General features: G+C 71.7%; 17 protein-coding genes. 1 reads left to right on the top strand and 16 read right to left on the bottom strand.

All coding sequences use genetic code 11. The features are described 5' to 3' along the window. Position 1 precedes the first annotated feature (1 nt). The 12 genes from ACFVQZ_RS15765 to ACFVQZ_RS15710 all read right to left on the bottom strand — a co-directional run bounded on the left by ACFVQZ_RS15765 (position 2) and on the right by ACFVQZ_RS15710 (position 11,630). Positions 2-2,722, bottom strand: coding sequence for a hypothetical protein (locus ACFVQZ_RS15765; protein ID WP_383622768.1), 2,721 nt, complete (start codon positions 2,720-2,722; stop codon positions 2-4). A gap of 3 nt (positions 2,723-2,725) precedes the next feature. Beyond that, entirely contained in the window at positions 2,726-6,043 is a 3,318-nt protein-coding gene (locus ACFVQZ_RS15760; protein ID WP_383622765.1) for a hypothetical protein, read from the bottom strand. Positions 6,044-6,252: 209 nt separating this feature from the next. Next, positions 6,253-6,756, bottom strand: coding sequence for a hypothetical protein (locus ACFVQZ_RS15755; protein WP_383622762.1), 504 nt, complete (start codon positions 6,754-6,756; stop codon positions 6,253-6,255). Next, positions 6,756-7,226, bottom strand: a complete 471-nt coding sequence (locus ACFVQZ_RS15750) for a phage tail tube protein (RefSeq protein ID WP_383622759.1) — start codon at positions 7,224-7,226, stop codon at positions 6,756-6,758. Before ACFVQZ_RS15750 ends, ACFVQZ_RS15755 begins: the two co-directional genes overlap by 1 nt. Positions 7,227-7,239: 13 nt before the next feature. Then, complete coding sequence (locus ACFVQZ_RS15745; protein ID WP_383622756.1) at positions 7,240-7,677, bottom strand: minor capsid protein; 438 nt, start codon at positions 7,675-7,677, stop codon at positions 7,240-7,242. A 60-nt stretch (positions 7,678-7,737) separates the two neighbouring features. Further along, positions 7,738-8,094 (bottom strand): hypothetical protein, encoded by a 357-nt coding sequence (locus tag ACFVQZ_RS15740; protein WP_383622753.1) that lies wholly within the window; start codon positions 8,092-8,094, stop codon positions 7,738-7,740. Then, complete coding sequence (locus ACFVQZ_RS15735; RefSeq protein ID WP_383622750.1) at positions 8,091-8,408, bottom strand: hypothetical protein; 318 nt, start codon at positions 8,406-8,408, stop codon at positions 8,091-8,093. The genes ACFVQZ_RS15740 and ACFVQZ_RS15735 overlap by 4 nt, the downstream gene beginning before the upstream one ends. Next, positions 8,402-8,821 (bottom strand): hypothetical protein, encoded by a 420-nt coding sequence (locus ACFVQZ_RS15730; protein ID WP_383622748.1) that lies wholly within the window; start codon positions 8,819-8,821, stop codon positions 8,402-8,404. Before ACFVQZ_RS15730 ends, ACFVQZ_RS15735 begins: the two co-directional genes overlap by 7 nt. Before the next feature lie 14 nt (positions 8,822-8,835). After that, the gene (locus tag ACFVQZ_RS15725; RefSeq protein ID WP_383622745.1) at positions 8,836-9,345 is read right to left on the bottom strand and encodes a hypothetical protein; all 510 of its coding nucleotides are present in this window, start codon (positions 9,343-9,345) and stop codon (positions 8,836-8,838) included. A gap of 3 nt (positions 9,346-9,348) precedes the next feature. Continuing rightward, positions 9,349-9,726: a hypothetical protein gene (locus ACFVQZ_RS15720; protein WP_383622742.1), complete on the bottom strand. Its 378-nt coding sequence runs from the start codon at positions 9,724-9,726 to the stop codon at positions 9,349-9,351. A 21-nt stretch (positions 9,727-9,747) separates the two neighbouring features. Continuing rightward, on the bottom strand, positions 9,748-10,812 hold the full coding sequence (locus ACFVQZ_RS15715) for a major capsid protein (protein WP_383622740.1): 1,065 nt from the start codon (positions 10,810-10,812) through the stop codon (positions 9,748-9,750). A gap of 20 nt (positions 10,813-10,832) precedes the next feature. Further along, the gene (locus ACFVQZ_RS15710) at positions 10,833-11,630 is read right to left on the bottom strand and encodes a hypothetical protein (RefSeq protein WP_383622737.1); all 798 of its coding nucleotides are present in this window, start codon (positions 11,628-11,630) and stop codon (positions 10,833-10,835) included. A 162-nt stretch (positions 11,631-11,792) separates the two neighbouring features. Between ACFVQZ_RS15710 and ACFVQZ_RS15705 the strand changes: the two genes are divergently transcribed. Further along, positions 11,793-11,999, top strand: coding sequence for a hypothetical protein (locus ACFVQZ_RS15705; RefSeq protein ID WP_383622734.1), 207 nt, complete (start codon positions 11,793-11,795; stop codon positions 11,997-11,999). Position 12,000: 1 nt separating this feature from the next. On the opposite strand, the gene ACFVQZ_RS15700 is transcribed toward ACFVQZ_RS15705, so the two are convergent. The 4 genes from ACFVQZ_RS15700 to ACFVQZ_RS15685 are packed head-to-tail and all read right to left on the bottom strand — an operon-like array spanning position 12,001 to position 16,168. Further along, positions 12,001-13,149, bottom strand: a complete 1,149-nt coding sequence (locus ACFVQZ_RS15700) for a phage minor capsid protein (protein WP_383622731.1) — start codon at positions 13,147-13,149, stop codon at positions 12,001-12,003. A gap of 34 nt (positions 13,150-13,183) precedes the next feature. After that, positions 13,184-14,701: a capsid protein gene (locus tag ACFVQZ_RS15695; RefSeq protein WP_383622728.1), complete on the bottom strand. Its 1,518-nt coding sequence runs from the start codon at positions 14,699-14,701 to the stop codon at positions 13,184-13,186. Beyond that, positions 14,688-14,879, bottom strand: a complete 192-nt coding sequence (locus ACFVQZ_RS15690; RefSeq protein ID WP_383622725.1) for a hypothetical protein — start codon at positions 14,877-14,879, stop codon at positions 14,688-14,690. The genes ACFVQZ_RS15695 and ACFVQZ_RS15690 overlap by 14 nt, the downstream gene beginning before the upstream one ends. Then, positions 14,876-16,168 carry a PBSX family phage terminase large subunit gene (locus tag ACFVQZ_RS15685; protein WP_383622722.1) on the bottom strand — a complete coding sequence of 431 codons (1,293 nt, stop codon included), beginning with the start codon at positions 16,166-16,168 and terminating at the stop codon, positions 14,876-14,878. Before ACFVQZ_RS15685 ends, ACFVQZ_RS15690 begins: the two co-directional genes overlap by 4 nt. Positions 16,169-16,172 lie beyond the last annotated feature (4 nt).

Raw genomic sequence — 16,172 nt, 5'->3', positions numbered from 1 at the left:
CCTAGAGGGCGACGGTGGCGGGTTGGAGGACCTGGATCGGTGCCCCCGCCGCGTGGGGCTTCGAGATGCCGTTGACGGACCGGACGACGGTCGCGGTCTGGGTGAGGCCGGTCCCCGTGATGCCGGTGATGCGGATCTGCTCGCCGCCGATCAGCGCGTCGATGGGGAAGGGGCCGGTGGTGGTCCAGGCCGGGCCGGGGCTGGACACGAACGACATCGAGGTGGCTGCCTGGGTCACGGCCGTGCCGAGGGTGGTGCCGTCCGTTCCGGGCCGGGCGCGCACCGGATCGTCGGTGACTGCGACCGTCCACGGGCCTGCGGGCACGCAGGTGAGGGTGGCCGTCCAGGTGCGGATGCCGGGGGTCTCGCTGATGCCCTGGACGATCAGGTCGATCGGCCCTGGCGGCAGCCACGGCGGGGTGTTCGTGATCTGGATGCGGTCGCCGAGTTCCAGCGCGAGGAACGCCTCGATCAGGTGGGGTGTGCGGTGCAGCGCGAGGTGGACGACAGGCACGCGGGACTCGTCCCAGGTGCCCAGGTGGAGCAGCCACCCCGCGATGTGCTGGGGCTGGTCGTCGGTAGCGAGGGACAGGTCCGACGTGGTGTCGTACAGGCCGACACCGTTCGGCGGCGCCTCGACCGACATGGGGCCCGTTTCCAGCACGGCGCGGCTGGAGGAGCCGCTGATGCGGTTCACCGTGATGTCGTTGCGGGTGGCCTGGTCGTCGTCCACGGGCTCCAGCGGTGGCGCGAGGTCGCCGGCGGAGTAGTCGAGGGTCATCCGTACCGGCTGGTTGTACAGCGTGCTGCGTGCCCGGTAGGTGAGCCTGGTGGACGCGCGGTCTTCGGTGAGCATGCCGAGGTCCGAGTCCGCGCACTGCTGCATGAGGGCGATGAGGGTGTCGGGCCGCTGCTGGCCCATGGGGGTGGAGGGCTGGCCGATGGCGCTGAACACGCCGATCCGGCCGTTCTGCGCCTCGCGCGCGAGCCGGACGAGCCGATCTGTGGCGGCCTCGGCGGTGAAGCCGTGGTCCGCGGAGTGGTACGCGCTGGAGATGCTGTCCGTGCCCCACACGGTGATGTGGCCGACGTGGAAGGTGGGGAGCGCCGGGCCGAACGAGGTGTCGACCTGGGTGACTCGGCCGACCACGCCGGCGACGGTCCCGGGGACCGATGCGGCGCCGCTCCCGATGTTCGTCCAGCGGATCTCGTAGGCGATGTTCCCGCCGGACTGCGCGGCGGCGAACTCCAGCCGCCACCAGCCGGTGAACAGGTTCACGCCGGTGGCGATCGGGTGGTCTACCGCGAGCGCCCCGGCCGAGTCGTAGCCGTAGACGTGAGTGCCGGTGGCGCCCATGGTGATGCGCCAGCGGCGGACGGTGCCGGTGGTGGTCCAGGACAGCACTTCCTGCTCGGCGGCAGGCGCGGTGCCGTCCATCCGGTACGGCATGCACAGGGCCCACTGGTTCGTCGCCACGGACGGCACAGGCACCGATCCCCGCATCGTGGCGCCTGGCGAGAGCGAGGGCAGAGGGGAGGAGCCGCCGAGGGTGTCGTCCTGGGCCATGTCCCACCCCGAGACGGCCAGGGGGCTGCCGCCGACGAGGGCGCTCGCTGCGTGTGTGGCGCCGGTGGAGTCCTCGCACGGCCAGTAGGCGAGCGGCAGGTAGGAGGGGACGCGGCGGCGCAGCGTGGACGGCAGCGCCTTGCGGCCCTGCTGGAGGCGCCGCAGGACGCCCGCGGCCTCGACGCTGGTCCACATGTCCTCGCCGGACGGCGCCCACTGGGGCGGCCAGGACGACACCTCGCCGAAGAACCGGTACTGGCGATCGCTGATGATGCCGCCGTTGTCGATGGTCCAGACCCTGCCTGCTCCGTCCGTGAAGCCGGTGGTGCCCGGCGTCTGGGCGGTGAAGTCGGGGTTGGCGACGACGGTCCCGTTGATGCCGGAACGGACCTCGACCGAGTAGATCCGCCGCTCCATGCGGGTGAAGACCAGGTTGGCGGCGTCGCCCACCTCCAGGGCGGCCGTGGAGGCGAAGATGCTGGTCGTCCCCGAGGTGGTCACCGTCTGGCCGATCTCGACCCACGGGCCGGCCATCGTCTCGGCCATGTAGAAGGTCGCTGTCCACCCGCCGAGGCCGTTGTTGACGTCGAGGGTGGCGCGCACGCAGTACCGGCGCCGGGGCACGGTGAGACGCGAGGAGCGGGCCTCCATGATGTTGGAGCCGGTGGTGGACCAGCCGATGAGGATCTGCCCCTCGCCGGTGATCATGAAGCGCCAGGCCCGCTGGCCCACGGTGTCCCACTTCATCGCGATCTCGTAGCCAGCGCCAACGTCGAGCCACTGCGTCGGGTCGAAGTCGGCGCGGATGTCGATGTCGGAGGTGATGTCGAGGGCGGCGTGGTCGGGGGTGACGGCGCGTCCGAAGCCGTCGGGGAGGAAGAGGTGACGGGTGGCACCGGGGACGGAGACGCGCAGCGGCGTGTTGCGGCCGATGGCGCCGAAGTAGGGGCTGAGCGGGTTCCGGGGGCTGTACTTGCCGCCCGCGTTGTTGAGGGTGAGGGTGCAGCGGGACGGATCCGCCACGGCGGATCCGTCCGGCTTGCCGCGGGCGATGTTGATCGGGTCACGCGTGTAGACGTCCGCCGTGACGTCCGTCCAGACGCCGCCGGCCTGGAGACCCACTCGCACGCCGAGCGGGTCCTCGGGAAACGCCACGGTCTACCTCCTTTGTCCGAGTACGAGTTGCACGTCGCCTCCGCGTGCCTGGATCGACTTCCGCAGCTCTTCCACGAGGAAGTCGGAGTGCCGGCGCCCGTCGGAGCTGATGACGATCTGTACCGGCTCCCGGCGGGCCCCGGAGCCGCCCGGGCCGCCCGCGCCCGCATACGCGCCGGCCGCGACGGTGGGCGTCGGCGCCGTGACGAGGCTGGACATCGAGGCGTCGACCGCCGACCGGCCGGACTCGATGCCCCGCACCAGGCCCGCGGGGATGAAGCGGCCGACCGCGGCCATCACCCGCGACGGCGACTTGATCCCGAGGGCCCGCTTGATGGCCTTCTGCATGGCGACGGCGATCCGCACCATCTGCTCCTCGATCGCGGCCTGTTCCTTCTTCAGGCCCTCCACCAGGCCCTGCGCAGCGCGGATGCCGGCGCCGTACATGGCGTCGCCAGCGGTGTTGCCCGCCTGGGTGGCGGCCTTGACCAACTGGGCCTGGGTGTCGTTGATCTGCTTGATCTGGCCCGAGGAAGCGGACGCCAGCGCAGCAGCAGCGGCGCTGCCCTGCTCCACGCCGGCCTGCGCGATCTGGGCGATCAGGTCGGCCCTGACGCCCTTCTTGCGGAGCTTTTCCAGGTCCTCGGCGAACTTCTTCGCCTTGGCGAGGTTGACCTGGAGGTTGGCGAGGATGCTGGCGGCGGTGGTGCCGCCCTCGCCCTGGTCGTTCGTGATGTTCGCGGCGTCCAGGACGCCCTTCTTCACGTCCTCGGCAAGCTTGTTCCGCGCCTTGATCAGGTCGTTGAGCTTGGCCGTCGCGTCCTTCAGCCTCGCGGCTACCTTCTCCTCGCGCTTGGCGAGCGTGGTGAGCCTGGCGGTGCCGATGTTGAGGATCCGCATGGCCTTGTCGCGGTTGTCCTTCGACCGCTGCAGCAGGAGCTTGTTCTGTTCCTTGATCTTCCGGTTCTGCTCGTCGATCTTCCGGTTCTGCCGGTCGATCTCGCGGTTCTGCTGGTCGATCTCCCTGTTCTGCTCGCGGATCCGCTCCCGCTGCGCCTTGGTGCCCTTGACCTCCTTCTTCTCCTTGCGGGGCTTCCGCTTCAGGAGAGGCTTCAGGGTCACCTCGGTGGCGTCGATGATGATGTTCGCCATCCGCTGCGCCGTCGACCGGATCTGGCCCAGGCTGCCGGTCATGCCGACCACCAGGCCGCGGGCGATCCACTCGCCTTGCTTGGCGGTGACCCGGGACGGGCTGTGGATGCCGAGGCTGTCGGCGATCTGCCCAGGGATGACGGACCGCACCCAGCCGCTGACCTGCGACTTCAGCCAGGAGCCCATCGACTTGATGCCGTTCCACAGGCCGCGGACGACGTCCATGCCCGCGCCGACGAGGAGCGAGCCGAGGTTGCCGACGGCGCGCCCGATCTCCCGGGGGAGGTTCCGCATCCAGTCGAGGAGCGCGCGGCCCTGGCGGACTGCGCCTTCCTTCGCGCGCTGCCAGTGCCGGGAGATCGTGGTGGCGATGGTCCAGCTGGCGAAGTAGCCGAGGATCCGGCCGGGGAGCTGCCGGATCCAGTTCGTCAGGCCGTCCCACATGGCCTTGGTGCCGGCCTTGACCTCCTGCCACTTCTTCGCGATCGCGGGCCAGATGGGCCAGGACATGAACCAGTTGACGATCGCCTTGCCGATGTCGGTGACGGTGCGGGAAATCCACTCCCACGCCACCTTCGTCGCGGCCTTGATCTCGTCCCAGTACGCGATGATCAGCGCCACCAGGCCGGCGACCGCCATGATGACCCAGCCGATCGGGCCCATGGCGATCAGCCACTGTGCCGCCATCGTCGCGGCCCAGGCGACCGCGCGGGCCGCCATCATGGCCATCTGCCCGACGACCGCGAGGGCCGCCCGGGCGACCGCCAGGGCGAACTGTCCGACCGCCCGGAGCGCGGCGCCGAGCCAGGCCGCCGCGACCGTGGCCGCGTGCACGATGGCCGCGCGGGCCATGGCGAGCATCGACGCGACTGCCGTACGGGCCGCGGCCAACCACAGGCCGATCTGCATCCACAGCCGCGACTCCAGCATCAGGGACGCGAGCGCCGCGAGCCGGGCGTACAGCTGGTACGCCTTGAACGCGAGCGCGACTGCGGTGACGCCGGCCGCGAGGCCAGCGAGGACGTCCGGCGGCAGGCTGTTGATGATGCTGGCGATGGCCAGCGCGATCTCGGCCGTCACCCCGATCAGCGGGCCGAGCGCGACCAGCAGGTTGCCGGCCGCGAGCGCGAGCTGGCCGAGCGCGCCGCCGCCCTCGCGGGCGATGTCGAGGAACTTCTCGAACCCCTCGCTGCCCTTGAGGCCCTGCGCCCAGTCGGCGAAGGCGTCGGTCATGCCGACCAGGCCGCCGGTCACGCCCTTCGAGGTGGGCAGGAACGCCTGCATCAGGCCCATGAAGCCCCGGCCGAGGTTGCCGAGCACCGTGATGAAGTTGGACAGCGCCGGGCCGGACGCCTCGGCCATGTCGGCCGCCCACTCCTTGAAGCGCGCCGACTTGATGCCCTTGGCGACCTTGGTCAGCATGTCGTCCAGCGCGCCGGCCGCGGCCTTCACGAACGGGGTGAGGGTCGGCAGCAGCTCGCGCAGGATGTTCAGGCCCTTGGTGAAGACGGGCATCGTCGTGCTGGAGAGGGACGCGGACCAGTCCTCGTGTGCGGCCTTGAGCTTGGCCTGGGCGAGAGCCGCGTCCCTGGTCGCCTTCGGCAGGCCCGCGGTCTGCCGCATGTAGGCCAGCTCGGCGTCGCGGGTCTTCAGCCGGGCGGTGGTGTACGCCTTCGCGGCCTTCCCGGCCAGGTCGCTCCCCTCCGCCTTCAGCTTGGCGGCGAGCTGGGCCTTGCGGGCTTCGTCCTCCTCGGCCTTGGCCAGCGCGTCAGCCGCAGCGGACGCGTCCTTCATCTGCGCCATCTGCGGCTTGATCGCGAGCTGGAACGCGCCGACCGCCAGCCCCGCCGCGACCGCGCCGGCGGCCAGGCCGCCGATGGCGGTGGTGAGCGCGGCGACCGCCGGGATGCCGATGCCGACCTTGGCGGCGGCGGGCCCGATCTTCTTCAGCGCGTTGACGGCCACGCCGGAGTAGTGCCGGATGCCGTCCGCCAGCCCGCGGCCGGCGGCCTCGCCCTCGGAGATGAACCGCCCGCGGAGGTCTCGGAGCTGGCCCTCGGCGTCGGTGGTGAGGCCGCGCAGGCGCAGGCGGGCGGCGGCGAGCCCGGAGCGCCAGCCGGAGTCGTCTGCGCGGATGATGCCGACCAGCTCGCCGACCGTGAGCGCCATGGGCTATCGCACCCCCTTCGGTGTCTTGGGTTCAGGTGGTGCGAAGTGCCGCTGGATCCGGCACTCCGTGGACAGCAGGCCGAGGATCCGGACGCGGAGCCACCGCCAGGAGCGCTGCTGAAGCAGGCCGGGCGTCGAGAGGTCGAGGCCGTACACCTCGTGGAGGTCGGCCTCGATGAGCGCCCACTGCTCCAGCAGCGCGCCCCACGTCAGGTCCGGGTGGCCTTCCGGCCGCGGGCGGTAGCCGGCGGGGTGCTCGTACCACTCCGCGAGGCCCGTGACGGGGTCGATTTCGCCGCACGGGATGAGGCCCGGCGCTGCTCCCTGTTCGCCGGGCCCGCCTGAGAAGGGTCGCCGCCGGTGTTCCAGAACTGCTCGGCGGCGTCGAGGCCCTGGCTGATCCACAGGACGGCGGTGAGCGCCACGTGGCGGAATCGGGACCAGTCGAGCTGCGCGAGGGCGTCGTCGTACGTGGCGCCGAGCGCGGCCCGGTAGAGGTTGAGCTCGGCGAGGTCGTCGAGAGCGGTGGCGTCCGGGACGGCCTCCGGGTCGGCGGCCAGCTTGATGCCGGTCTCCATCAGCTTCTCTACCTTGAGGCCGTCCTCGGCGGACGGGCCCTCGATGTGGAAGGTGCGGACCTGGCCGTCCTTGCACTTCACGGGGAGGTCGAGGGAGTCGCCGAGGAACTCCTCCAGGACCCTGAAGCCGGCCATCAGGGGGTCACCGGGTTCGCGATGAGGCTGAGGACGCCGTCGCCGGTGAGGGTGACCTGCACCTGGTCGAGGGCGGTGTACTCGCCGCCCTGCGGCTCCCAGGTGACCAGCGCCTTGCCGGAGTACGCCTCGGGCAGGCCGTTGCGGTCGTACCAGCGGACGCCGACCTTGGAGGCGGCGCCGTAGGCGAACGAGGCCAGGCGCAGCTTCTCGTGGACGGGGCTGTACGTGGTGGAGTCGGGGCTGGACTTGCGGTTGAACGTGGTCTCGACGGACCACTCCTGGGCGGTCTTGGTGTTCTCCGCCCAGCCGCTGGAGTCGTAGCTGGAGCTGTTCTCGATGTTCGGCGGGAACTGGGGCTGGAACTCGGTGATCCCGGGGCACAGCTGCCAGTCGGGGGCCTCGTCGGTGCCCATGTTGATGTCCATGCGCCACCTGCGGGCGAGCGCGGTCTCGGTCGGCGTCGACATGACGCGGTCCTCCTCAGTCGATCAGATGCGGGGCGGGCCGCGTGGCCCGGAGGTAGTAGTTCGCGGTCATCTCCTGGCGCCCGTGAGGGTCTTGGCCGAGGAGCGCCTGGGACTGGCGCCAGGCGAGCGCCACGTGGGTGGTGCCGAGGTAGAAGCCCTGCCGGTTGTGGAGGGCGGCGAACACGCCGTCGGCGAGGTCGGCGGTGTCGAGCGGGTCGGGGCCGGTCCGGATCCAGACCTGGAGGCCGGTCACCGCGTCCGTCAGGTCCGAGTCCTCGACGGTGTAGGGGTTGAGCCACAGGATCCGGTCGGGGGCCTCGGGCCGGGTGCCGTAGCCGATGGCGGTGATGGCCTCGTCGGGGCCGTAGACGCCGCCAGGCCGGTAGACGCCGAGCCCCGCTGCCGCGAGCAGCAGCGCGGCCCCGCCGAGAAGGTCTCGGGTGTAGGCCACCGGTCACCTCCAGGGCATGGGTGAGGGCCCGCTCGCCGGCGGGCTGTCGGTGGTCGGGGGTCAGCCGCGGAGCCAGTCCCGCAGCGAGACGGCCATCAGCCGGAGCATCACGTCCCGCCCATCGTTCATGGCCGACTCCAGGTACTTCGCCTGGCGGCCCGGCAGGTGCTTCCAGCTGAGTTCTTCGTGCTGGCGGACCGCGTACACGGTGTCGTAGGTGATCACGCCCTCCAGTTCGCGGATCATGTTGACCCGGCCGGAGCGTTCCAGGGTGCCCTCGTCCAGCGGCACCCTGGAGTTGGAAACTCCCAGGGCGTGCTCCAGAGCGCGCTCCAGACCCCGGGAGGCAACCCGCCGACCGCGCTGGGTCCACAGCCGGTCGCCCTGCCACGACATGCGGGCATGCTGCGGGCTCATTCGAGCTGCACCTCCGTGTGGTTGGGGGTGCCGAGCTGGCCGCCGTCCCGGTCGTAGCAGGCGATGGCATTCGTACGGCGGCCGGACGGCAGCAGCACGCGGGACTTCGGCGGGGCGACGGTGCCGGGCATCGAGTAGAAGGTGGTCGTGGATACCATCTCGTCGCCGGACGGCGACCGGACGAGCCTGGTCTTGTCCTCCACCAGGCAGCGCACTTCGACGGCCGGTCCGTACGCCGGGCCGGACGGTCCGGTCCCGAGGTACCTCTCCACCTGGACGCGGTGGATGAGCGCCCAGGCGGGGATCGTCAGCACGCGACCACCACCCCGAGCAGCAGCAGTTCGGGCGTGATGTCCGGCGCCTGCAGCGCATCCCAGACGGCCGGGGCCACCTGGCGGCCCGGGGCGTCGGCCCCGGACGTTGAGGTGAGGGACCGCTCCAGCCGCACCGAGCCGATCTCCACCTTTCCCCAGCCGACGCCGGCGGCCCCCGTGGTGTCGCCGACGTCGATGCCCCACTCCGCCTGTGCGCACGCCGCGTCGGCGAACGCTGCGGCCACCGGCAGGGCGGAGGGCAGCCCGGCGCCGTCGACGTCGTAGCGGCAGTACCGGAAGACGTGCGCGTCGAGGAACGCGCTGGCGCGCCGGAGCCGGGCGTCGATGTCGGCCGGCCCCGGCGCGCCGGTGTACGCCTCGTACTGGGCGGCGGTCGCGTAGACACGAGCCATGGCGACCACCTCCCTCAGGCGCTGGCGCCGATGATGACGATGTCGTACGAGACCGCCGTCCCGGCGCCGCTGTTGGCGACCTTCAGCAGGTCGCCGGTGCCGGCCGTGACCGCGTAGGTGGCGGCGTCGGCGGCGCCGGTGGTCAGGCCGATCGCGGCGCCGGGGCGCAGCGTCAGCGTGCCGGTGGCGCCGAGGAGCGCGGCCCACGCGTTCGCGGTCGCGGCCCCGACGATCACGTTGTTGACGTTGGTGGCGGCGGCCCGGATGTACAGGCCCTTGATCCGGGCGAAGGTGACCGTGGCCCCGAACGCGTCCAGCAGGACGCCGGCGAGGTCGAGGTCTTCGGTCGCGGACGCGGCGAGCGTGCGGCGGTCGGACCAGGCGCGGTCGGCCTGTCCGGCGCCGGTGCCGGACTGCCACGTGGTGGCGGCCCGGACGGTGACCGGCGCGGACGCGGTGGCCAGGTCCAGGGCGCTGGTGAGGGTGGCGTCTGCGGCCACCGACATGGAGGCGGTGAGCGGCATGGGTCAGTCCTCCTCGGCGAGCGCGAGCACGGTCTTGCGGGCCTTCCCCGTGCGCTCGGCGTCGATGACGCGGGCGAACTCGGCGGCCTGCTCCGGGTCGGCCTGGTGGTCGAGGTCGTTGAGGTACTCGATGACCTCGGCGGCGTCGTGCGCCGCCGGGTCGAACGCCTTGCCGCCCTCGCCGAGGCCGCCGTCCTGCGGGCCGGGCTCGGTGGCGTCGGCCGCCGGGGTGAGGCCGTAGCCGCGCCGCCGGAAGTACTCGATCGCCTGGCGGCCGGCCTTGTCCTCGTCGGAGACGACCGCGGCGCCCTCGTCGAAGAGGACGCCGCAGGACTCGCCGCTGAACCCGGGGTCGGGAGAGGTCACGTGGTACGTGGTCATGGGGTGCTGCTCCCTTCCGGGCTACTGGACCTTGAGGTTCCGCAGGACGCCGCACGCCTTCGTGTTGCGCAGCACCATGGCGACCGGGCCCATCTCGATCTCGCCGGACTTGACCGCGCCCGCGTGCTCGAAGTCGGGCATCCACGTCTGCACCAGCGGCACCCCCGCGACGGACGCGCCGTGCAGGGAGTCCAGGCCGAAGGAGGCGGCGTAGAGGTCCGTCAGACCGGTGATGTTGCCGCCCGCCCCGGCGCCGTCGGCGTCGCGGGTCTCGATCGGGATGATCGGGGCGGTGCCGAGCGCGTTGTCGCCGAGGTCGACCAGCACCCACGGCCCGTACCGCTCCAGGACGCGGCCGAGGTCGTCGCGCTCCTGCGTGTAGATGCCGGCCCAGCGGGCGAGCGCCCGCAGGCGGGTGATCGAGCGCGTGTTGCCGAGGATGCCCTTGACGCCCGGGGGCAGCGCGCCGGGCTCGCCCTGGTCGCCGCCGCCGGTGTGCGACGGGACGATGCGGGACAGCCAGTCGTCGACGACGTCGAGCTGCGCCATGGCCTCGGCCTGGGTGTCGATGGTGCCTCGGGTCCAGTCGAGGTAGCCGGCCGTCACGCCCTCGTTGGCGGGGAGGTACTCGGTGTTGGATCCGGTCAGGGCCTTGTCCAGGCCGTCGAACCCGTTCGCGTCGACCGCGACATCGCCGTTGATCAGCTCATCCTGGAACTTCGTCCGGGTCGCGGTGAGGAGCTGCTGCATCTGGAACGTGATCTCGTTGGTCTGCGCGGCGCCGAGGCGGGCGAGGACGCGGTCGATGTCGAACTTGCCGCCGAGGGGCTTGAGGTCGACGGTCGAGCGGGCGCGGGTGGCCTGCCCGGCGGTGTACTCCGCGTTCAGCGCGCGGAACGCGGCGGCGCGGGCGGCCGTGAGTCGGGTGAAGCCGTAGGTCAGCGTGCCGCCGCCGGTGCCCGGGTTGACCGTGTCGTCGAAGACGATCTGGTCGAGCAGCCAGGAGTACCGGCGGAGGTTGTCGATGACCGCGTAGTCCACGTCGGTCTGCGTGTTCACCTGCGCCTGGGCAAGGGTGATGGGCATGAGGGTCTCCTCAGGTGGGGTCAGGTCTGGTAGTGGTGCGAGACGGCGCCGGACAGGGACCCGGAGCGCTTCTTGGCGCCGGTCTCGCCGGTGCCGCCGGACAGGTCGCCGCCGGAGCGGGTCGCGGCCGGCTGGACGGCGAAGCTGGGGTTCTCCTTCACGGCGGCTTTGATGGCGTCGTCGAGGGCTGTGGTGAAGCCCTTCGCGGCCGGGTCGAGGTCGGCGAGCGTGCGGGCGAAGGAGCGGGAGTCGAGGAGCGCGCCCGCCTTGGCGCCGGCCTTCTCGGCGCGGGCCCAGACGGCGAGTTCGACGTCCTTGGCGCGGAGCTGGGCGGCGTGCTCGGTGAGCGCGGCGTCCTTCTGCTCGATCGCCTTGGCGAGCGCGGCGGGGTCCGGCGGCACGTCGTCCTTGACGAGGCCGAGGGCCTTGCCCAGCTTCTCCGTGAGCGCCTTGACGGCCTCGTCGGCGGCCTGCTGCTTCGCGGTGGTGCGGTCCTTCGCGGCTTCCTTGCGGGCGTCCGCGAGTTCCTTCTCCAGCCGCTTCACGGCCGCGGCCTGGTCGTCGCCGCCGGTGACGGTGGACTGCTGTCCGGAGCGCTGTCCGTCGCCGGATCCGATGCTGTCCGTCTGTCCGGACTGCTGTCCGCCCTGGTCAGCGGCCTGTCCGCCGGACGTGTCCGTGTCGGATCTGGCAGTGGATCCGCCGTCGTCCCCGCCGTCCGCGTACAGGTACGCGTCGAACGGGCCGGTGGGGTAGGGGTGGGCCCAGCCGCCGCCGTCGAGGCGGAGCCGGTGTCGGGCGTGGGTGCGCTTCGGCATGGTCGTGCCCTCCTGGGGCGCGTAGGGGATGGGTCGGCGCCTGGCCGACCTGAGGAAGGGGTGGTGTGGTGGCCCGCTCCAGGCGGGCCGTGGTGCTCCCTCCGCTCCAGGCGGAGGGAAGACAGGGGGAGTGATGTCGGAGGCGGGGGTTACCGTCGAGGCATGACCGACAACACGAGCGAGCAGCAGCTCGCGAGCGAGGCCAAGACCGCACTCCTGATCGCCGTAAAGGAGGCGGCGAACAAGGGGCTTGGGGAGCGTGCTCTCCAGCTCGCGCAGGCGTATGCCGCGATCTCCGAGGTGAAGCGCAAGCCGGAGCTTCCGGCGCCGAGCGGCTACGTTGACCAGCGGCTGGACAACCGCCGGTAGTTCAGTGGGCCTGCCCGATTTGCTCCCGGGCGGGCTTCCGGCGAAGGTGCGGGTGCGCGGCCACGTTCGCGCGCGCCTGCGCCTGCCACCGCCGCACGAACACCCCCGCGCGCTGTCGGTCCGCGTCCGTCGTCGCCGCAGCCTGACGCCGTTTCCACGCCCGGATGTTCCGCTCGATCTCCCGCTGCCGCTGGGTGTCCTTGTACGTCGTCCCCGGTGTTGCTTGATGCGGCGGCCGAGTCGTCACCCCGGGCAAGTAGGCGGACAGGGAGTGCCGGCAGTTCGGATGGAACAGGCCCTCCGCCCTAGCCTCGGTGAGGCTGCCGGCCACGTGCACCGCGACCGTCTCCGGCGGCCGGAGTGCCGCGCGCAGCCCCGCCGGCTGGATCGCCTTCTCCGCCCGCACCGTCCGCGGCCCCCGCTCCGGCCCCAGGGACAGCACTTCGCCCTCCCACGGCGCACACAGCGGGCACTCCAGCGGCGCGTCAGACACGATGACCAGCCCGACGCCCAGCTCCGCGAGCGCGTCGATGTGTCCCTCGACCGCGGCACGCGCGGTCACCGACCGGACGGCCATCTCCGCGTACGCCGCCAGCTCCCACGACCGGCCCGCCGAGTCCACGAACCCGGTGACCCCGCGCTGCGCGAACTGATCGAGCGCCCGCTGCGTCGCCTGCCGTCGGGTCAGGCTGCCGAGCAGCGTGGACGAGGACGCGCGGGCGACGACCGACCGGTAGACGTCGAGGACGGCACGGGTGATCCGCACGTACAGCGGGCGGGTGTCCTGCGCGTACGACGCCGCGAGCCGGTCCACGGCCGGCGCGCCAGGGAGCACTGCGCGGGCTTGTAGCTCGCGGCCGATGTCGAGCGCGCCCAGCTCGGCGACGGCGGCCTGCCTGCCGCGTCCGTACGCCTCGGCGAGGGCGCGGCCGACGGCGCCGTCCGCGTCCTGCTGGAGGGCGGTGGTGACGTCCTCGACGGCGGCCCGGAGGTCGCCGATCGAGCGGAGCTTGATCTCCGCCCACAGGGGGCTGTCGATGCCCTCCATGAGGGCGGCCCGAAGCTTCTCCAGCAAGGCGAGTTCGGCGTCCGCGTACAGGGTGGCGATGGCCGCGGCGAGGTCTTCGGCCATGGCGGGGGAGACGGGCATCGTGCGACCTCCTCACCGCCCGGCCGGGGCCGTGTTACTCGGCGCCGGTGAGCGTCGGATCTGCCGTGTCGCGGCCGGACTCGGCCTTGATCCGGGCGACCTCTTCGGCCTGCTGCTCCAGCGGCATACCGGGGTTGACGAGCGCCACCAAGGTCTCGGTGGACGCAGCCTCGGCGCGGCGCAGCAGGTCTGCCGACTCGGCGAGCGTCTTCACGTCGTCCTGGACGGAGTCCGCGAACCGGACCTCGGGACGCTCGACCTCGACCCGCGGGGCGTCCGGGAAGAGCGCGGAGTTCTCCAGGATCAGCAGGGTCTCCACGAACTCGGAGAGGCCGACGGACTCCAGCTCCGACTTCCGGGCCCGGGTGGACATGCTGCGCGCCGTGTCCGCCTTGACCTCCGTCGCGGTCCTCAGCCCGCCCTCGCTCTCGCCGAACGTGCCGCCGTCGTACCCGGCGTTCCGGATGCAGCGGGAGACGAGGTCTTCGATCGTCGCTCGGTGCTCCTCGTGCCGGATGGCGAACTGGTTCAGGGTGATGCCCTGGTCGCCGGTGGGCGGGATGTTCATCGGGGCGTAGACCTCGCGGTCCACCCACGACACGCCCTCACCGACACCGTTCGACTGGAGGTAGCCGGCCGGGACGATGATCCGTGAGCGGGCGAGCCGGACGTCCCGCATCCAGCTGGTGTACGTCTCGTCGATGGCGCTGAGGAACGTCTCGGCGCCCTGGTAGTCCGACGTGCCCAGACCGGCGGCGCCGGGCACGTCGTGCCAGTCCGGAGCCGTCATCGAGTTCGGGATGTACACGCAGGCCAGACGGCCCTTCAGCATCGGCAGGTGGATGACCGGCTCCAGCCCCTGGGTGTCCGGGTAGGCGCCCAGGTCGACGGGACCGCCGAGGTTGTCCTCGCTGCCCTCGTACACGCCGTGAAGGATCAGGTTCGGCTCGTGGTGCTCCAGGTGCCGGACGACCTTCTGCCCTTCGACGGCGATGACCCTCCAGAACGTCACCTGGCGCAGCCGGCCGCCGTAGAAGCGGGGTGCGGCGCCGTCGGCCCGGACGACCGTGGCCCACGGGGTCGGGCTCATGTCGAGGTCCCACATGGCTCGCAGGTAGCCACCGCCGAGGGCGGCGGTCATCTCGGCCTGCGCGATGAGCGTCCGGAGCAGCCCCTCCTTGAAGAGCATGTCCTCCAGGCGCTTCATCGTCGTCTTGTTCTTCGTGACCAGGGTCGGCGGCTCGGAGAAGAGCAGGTCCGCGGAGGTGCGCGCGAGGTCGCGGGCGAGCGGCAGGTGGAGGTTGGAGCGCTTCTCGCCGGCGGGGATGGGCTCGCCCCAGAACCAGCGGGCGAGAGTGCCGACGATGCCGCCGCGGTACTGCGACGGGCGTGAGTCCGGCAGCCCGTACCGGCGGCCGGAGAGGCGGCGGGTGCGGTAGCGGTAAGTGAGCAGGTCGGGGCTGGCGGCGTACCAGGCGGCCCAGTCCTCCAGGTCGGAGGCGATGATGGGGCTGACCGGCGGCCAGGGGGTGTTCTTCTCAGGCAGCGGCACCGGGCACCTCCTGCATGGTTTCGATCTCGTCCGCGAGCGCGCGGTAGAAGCGGACCAGCTCGGCGCGGAGGGCGGCTTGGTCGACGGTGCTGCCGTTCCCTGTGACGGTGATGCTGCCGAGTTCGGCCTCCGGTGCGTCGCCCACCCGCACGCGCACAGGCAGTTCGATGGTGGTCACGCCGCTACCTCCAGGTTCGTGCGGGTCAGGTGCCGCCACTGGTGCACCGTCGAATGCAGCGCATACCGCAGCGCATCCACGCTGTGGTCGTTGACCTTCATCGGGGCGTCCTCGCCCTTCTTCGCGGCCTTCTCGTCCCACGCGTACGCCGGCAGTTCCTCCAGCAGCCCCGCGCACGAGCGGTGCACGGACAGCAGGTTCTGGCCCAAGGCCACGGACACCGACCGGATGCCGTCGCGGACCGCGTTGTCGGCCTTCGCGACGCCCGGCATCCCGTCAGACCAGAGCTGGGTCATGAACGACGCGGCGCTCGGGTCGACGAACACCCACTGCGGGGCGACCCCCGTGCCGCCTCGGTGCTCGTACGAGGCGAGCCAGCCCCGCAGGCCCTCGCTGTACTCGGCGTCCGTCAGCTGGCGGCGCGCGAGCCGGGAGTCGTGCCGGAACTCGCTGGCGACGTAGAGCCGCTCGTCGACGCCGACGCCGACGAGGAGCGCGGCGAAGGGGTTGATCGTGCCGTAGTCCAGGCCGACGCACATCCAGTGCGCCATCTCCGGGAGCAGGTCGACGACGTGCCGCTTCTCGTCGAACATGTCGTAGACGACGCCCTCGGCCAGGCACCACTCGCCGAGCACGTACCGGCGGTAGAACAGGCCGGTGTACTCCAGCTTCAGCGCCTCCACGTACGGGGCCGGGAGGAACGGGTTGTCGTCGAGGCTGAAGCTGAAGCGATGCAGGTCGATCGCCGCTGGGTCGGCTGACTCGGCGAGCTGGCCGTCGCGCTGGAGGTGGAGCCGGGCGCGGTCCAGGTACTTCTTCTTCAGCCAGTGGTTCGGGCCTTCCGGGTTGGTCGTCCCGAACCACTGGGCGCCGGGTACTGACAGGCGGGTGCCGAGCATCGCGAAGAACGACTCCGGGAACGTCGTCACCTCGTCGAGGTACGCGCCCGCCAGGGTCAAGCCCTTGATCTTCTCGGCGGCCCGCTCGTCGTTCGCGCCGGCGGTGTAGATCGTGCGGCCGAAGAGGATCAGCTCACCCGCGCCGGCCTTGTAGACGCAGCGTGCCGAGCCGACCATCGCCACGATCACGTCGATGATGTTCCGCTTCAGCGTGCGCTCGGTCTTCCCGGCCATGAGCAGCGGGCCGGCGGGACCGGTGCGGACGTACCGCAGCCAGACCAGGATCGACGAGATCGTCTTGGAGGAGCGGACGGCGCCTTCCCAGAGGTTCCCGCGCGCCGTGGCGAGCATCGTCGAGCGGAGCTGTTTCCCGGCGAGGGCGGAGTACATGGCG

Origin of the sequence: Streptomyces sp. NPDC057854 (assembly GCF_042797055.1) — a bacterium.
Lineage (GTDB): Bacteria > Actinomycetota > Actinomycetes > Streptomycetales > Streptomycetaceae > Streptomyces.
The sequence above is the reverse complement of the archived record's forward strand: the minus strand, read 5'-3'. Positions and strand labels throughout refer to the sequence as shown.

Coding starts and splice junctions, on each gene's coding strand:
- ACFVQZ_RS15760 (WP_383622765.1), bottom strand. CDS start 6,043: ATGGCGCTCACGGTCGGCGAGCTGGTCGGCATCATCCGCGCAGACGAC.
- ACFVQZ_RS15755 (WP_383622762.1), bottom strand. CDS start 6,756: ATGGCCGGCTTCAGGGTCCTGGAGGAGTTCCTCGGCGACTCCCTCGAC.
- ACFVQZ_RS15750 (WP_383622759.1), bottom strand. CDS start 7,226: ATGTCGACGCCGACCGAGACCGCGCTCGCCCGCAGGTGGCGCATGGAC.
- ACFVQZ_RS15740 (WP_383622753.1), bottom strand. CDS start 8,094: ATGAGCCCGCAGCATGCCCGCATGTCGTGGCAGGGCGACCGGCTGTGG.
- ACFVQZ_RS15730 (WP_383622748.1), bottom strand. CDS start 8,821: ATGGCTCGTGTCTACGCGACCGCCGCCCAGTACGAGGCGTACACCGGC.
- ACFVQZ_RS15725 (WP_383622745.1), bottom strand. CDS start 9,345: ATGCCGCTCACCGCCTCCATGTCGGTGGCCGCAGACGCCACCCTCACC.
- ACFVQZ_RS15720 (WP_383622742.1), bottom strand. CDS start 9,726: ATGACCACGTACCACGTGACCTCTCCCGACCCCGGGTTCAGCGGCGAG.
- ACFVQZ_RS15715 (WP_383622740.1), bottom strand. CDS start 10,812: ATGCCCATCACCCTTGCCCAGGCGCAGGTGAACACGCAGACCGACGTG.
- ACFVQZ_RS15710 (WP_383622737.1), bottom strand. CDS start 11,630: ATGCCGAAGCGCACCCACGCCCGACACCGGCTCCGCCTCGACGGCGGC.
- ACFVQZ_RS15705 (WP_383622734.1), top strand. CDS start 11,793: ATGACCGACAACACGAGCGAGCAGCAGCTCGCGAGCGAGGCCAAGACC.
- ACFVQZ_RS15700 (WP_383622731.1), bottom strand. CDS start 13,149: ATGCCCGTCTCCCCCGCCATGGCCGAAGACCTCGCCGCGGCCATCGCC.
- ACFVQZ_RS15685 (WP_383622722.1), bottom strand. CDS start 16,168: ATGTACTCCGCCCTCGCCGGGAAACAGCTCCGCTCGACGATGCTCGCC.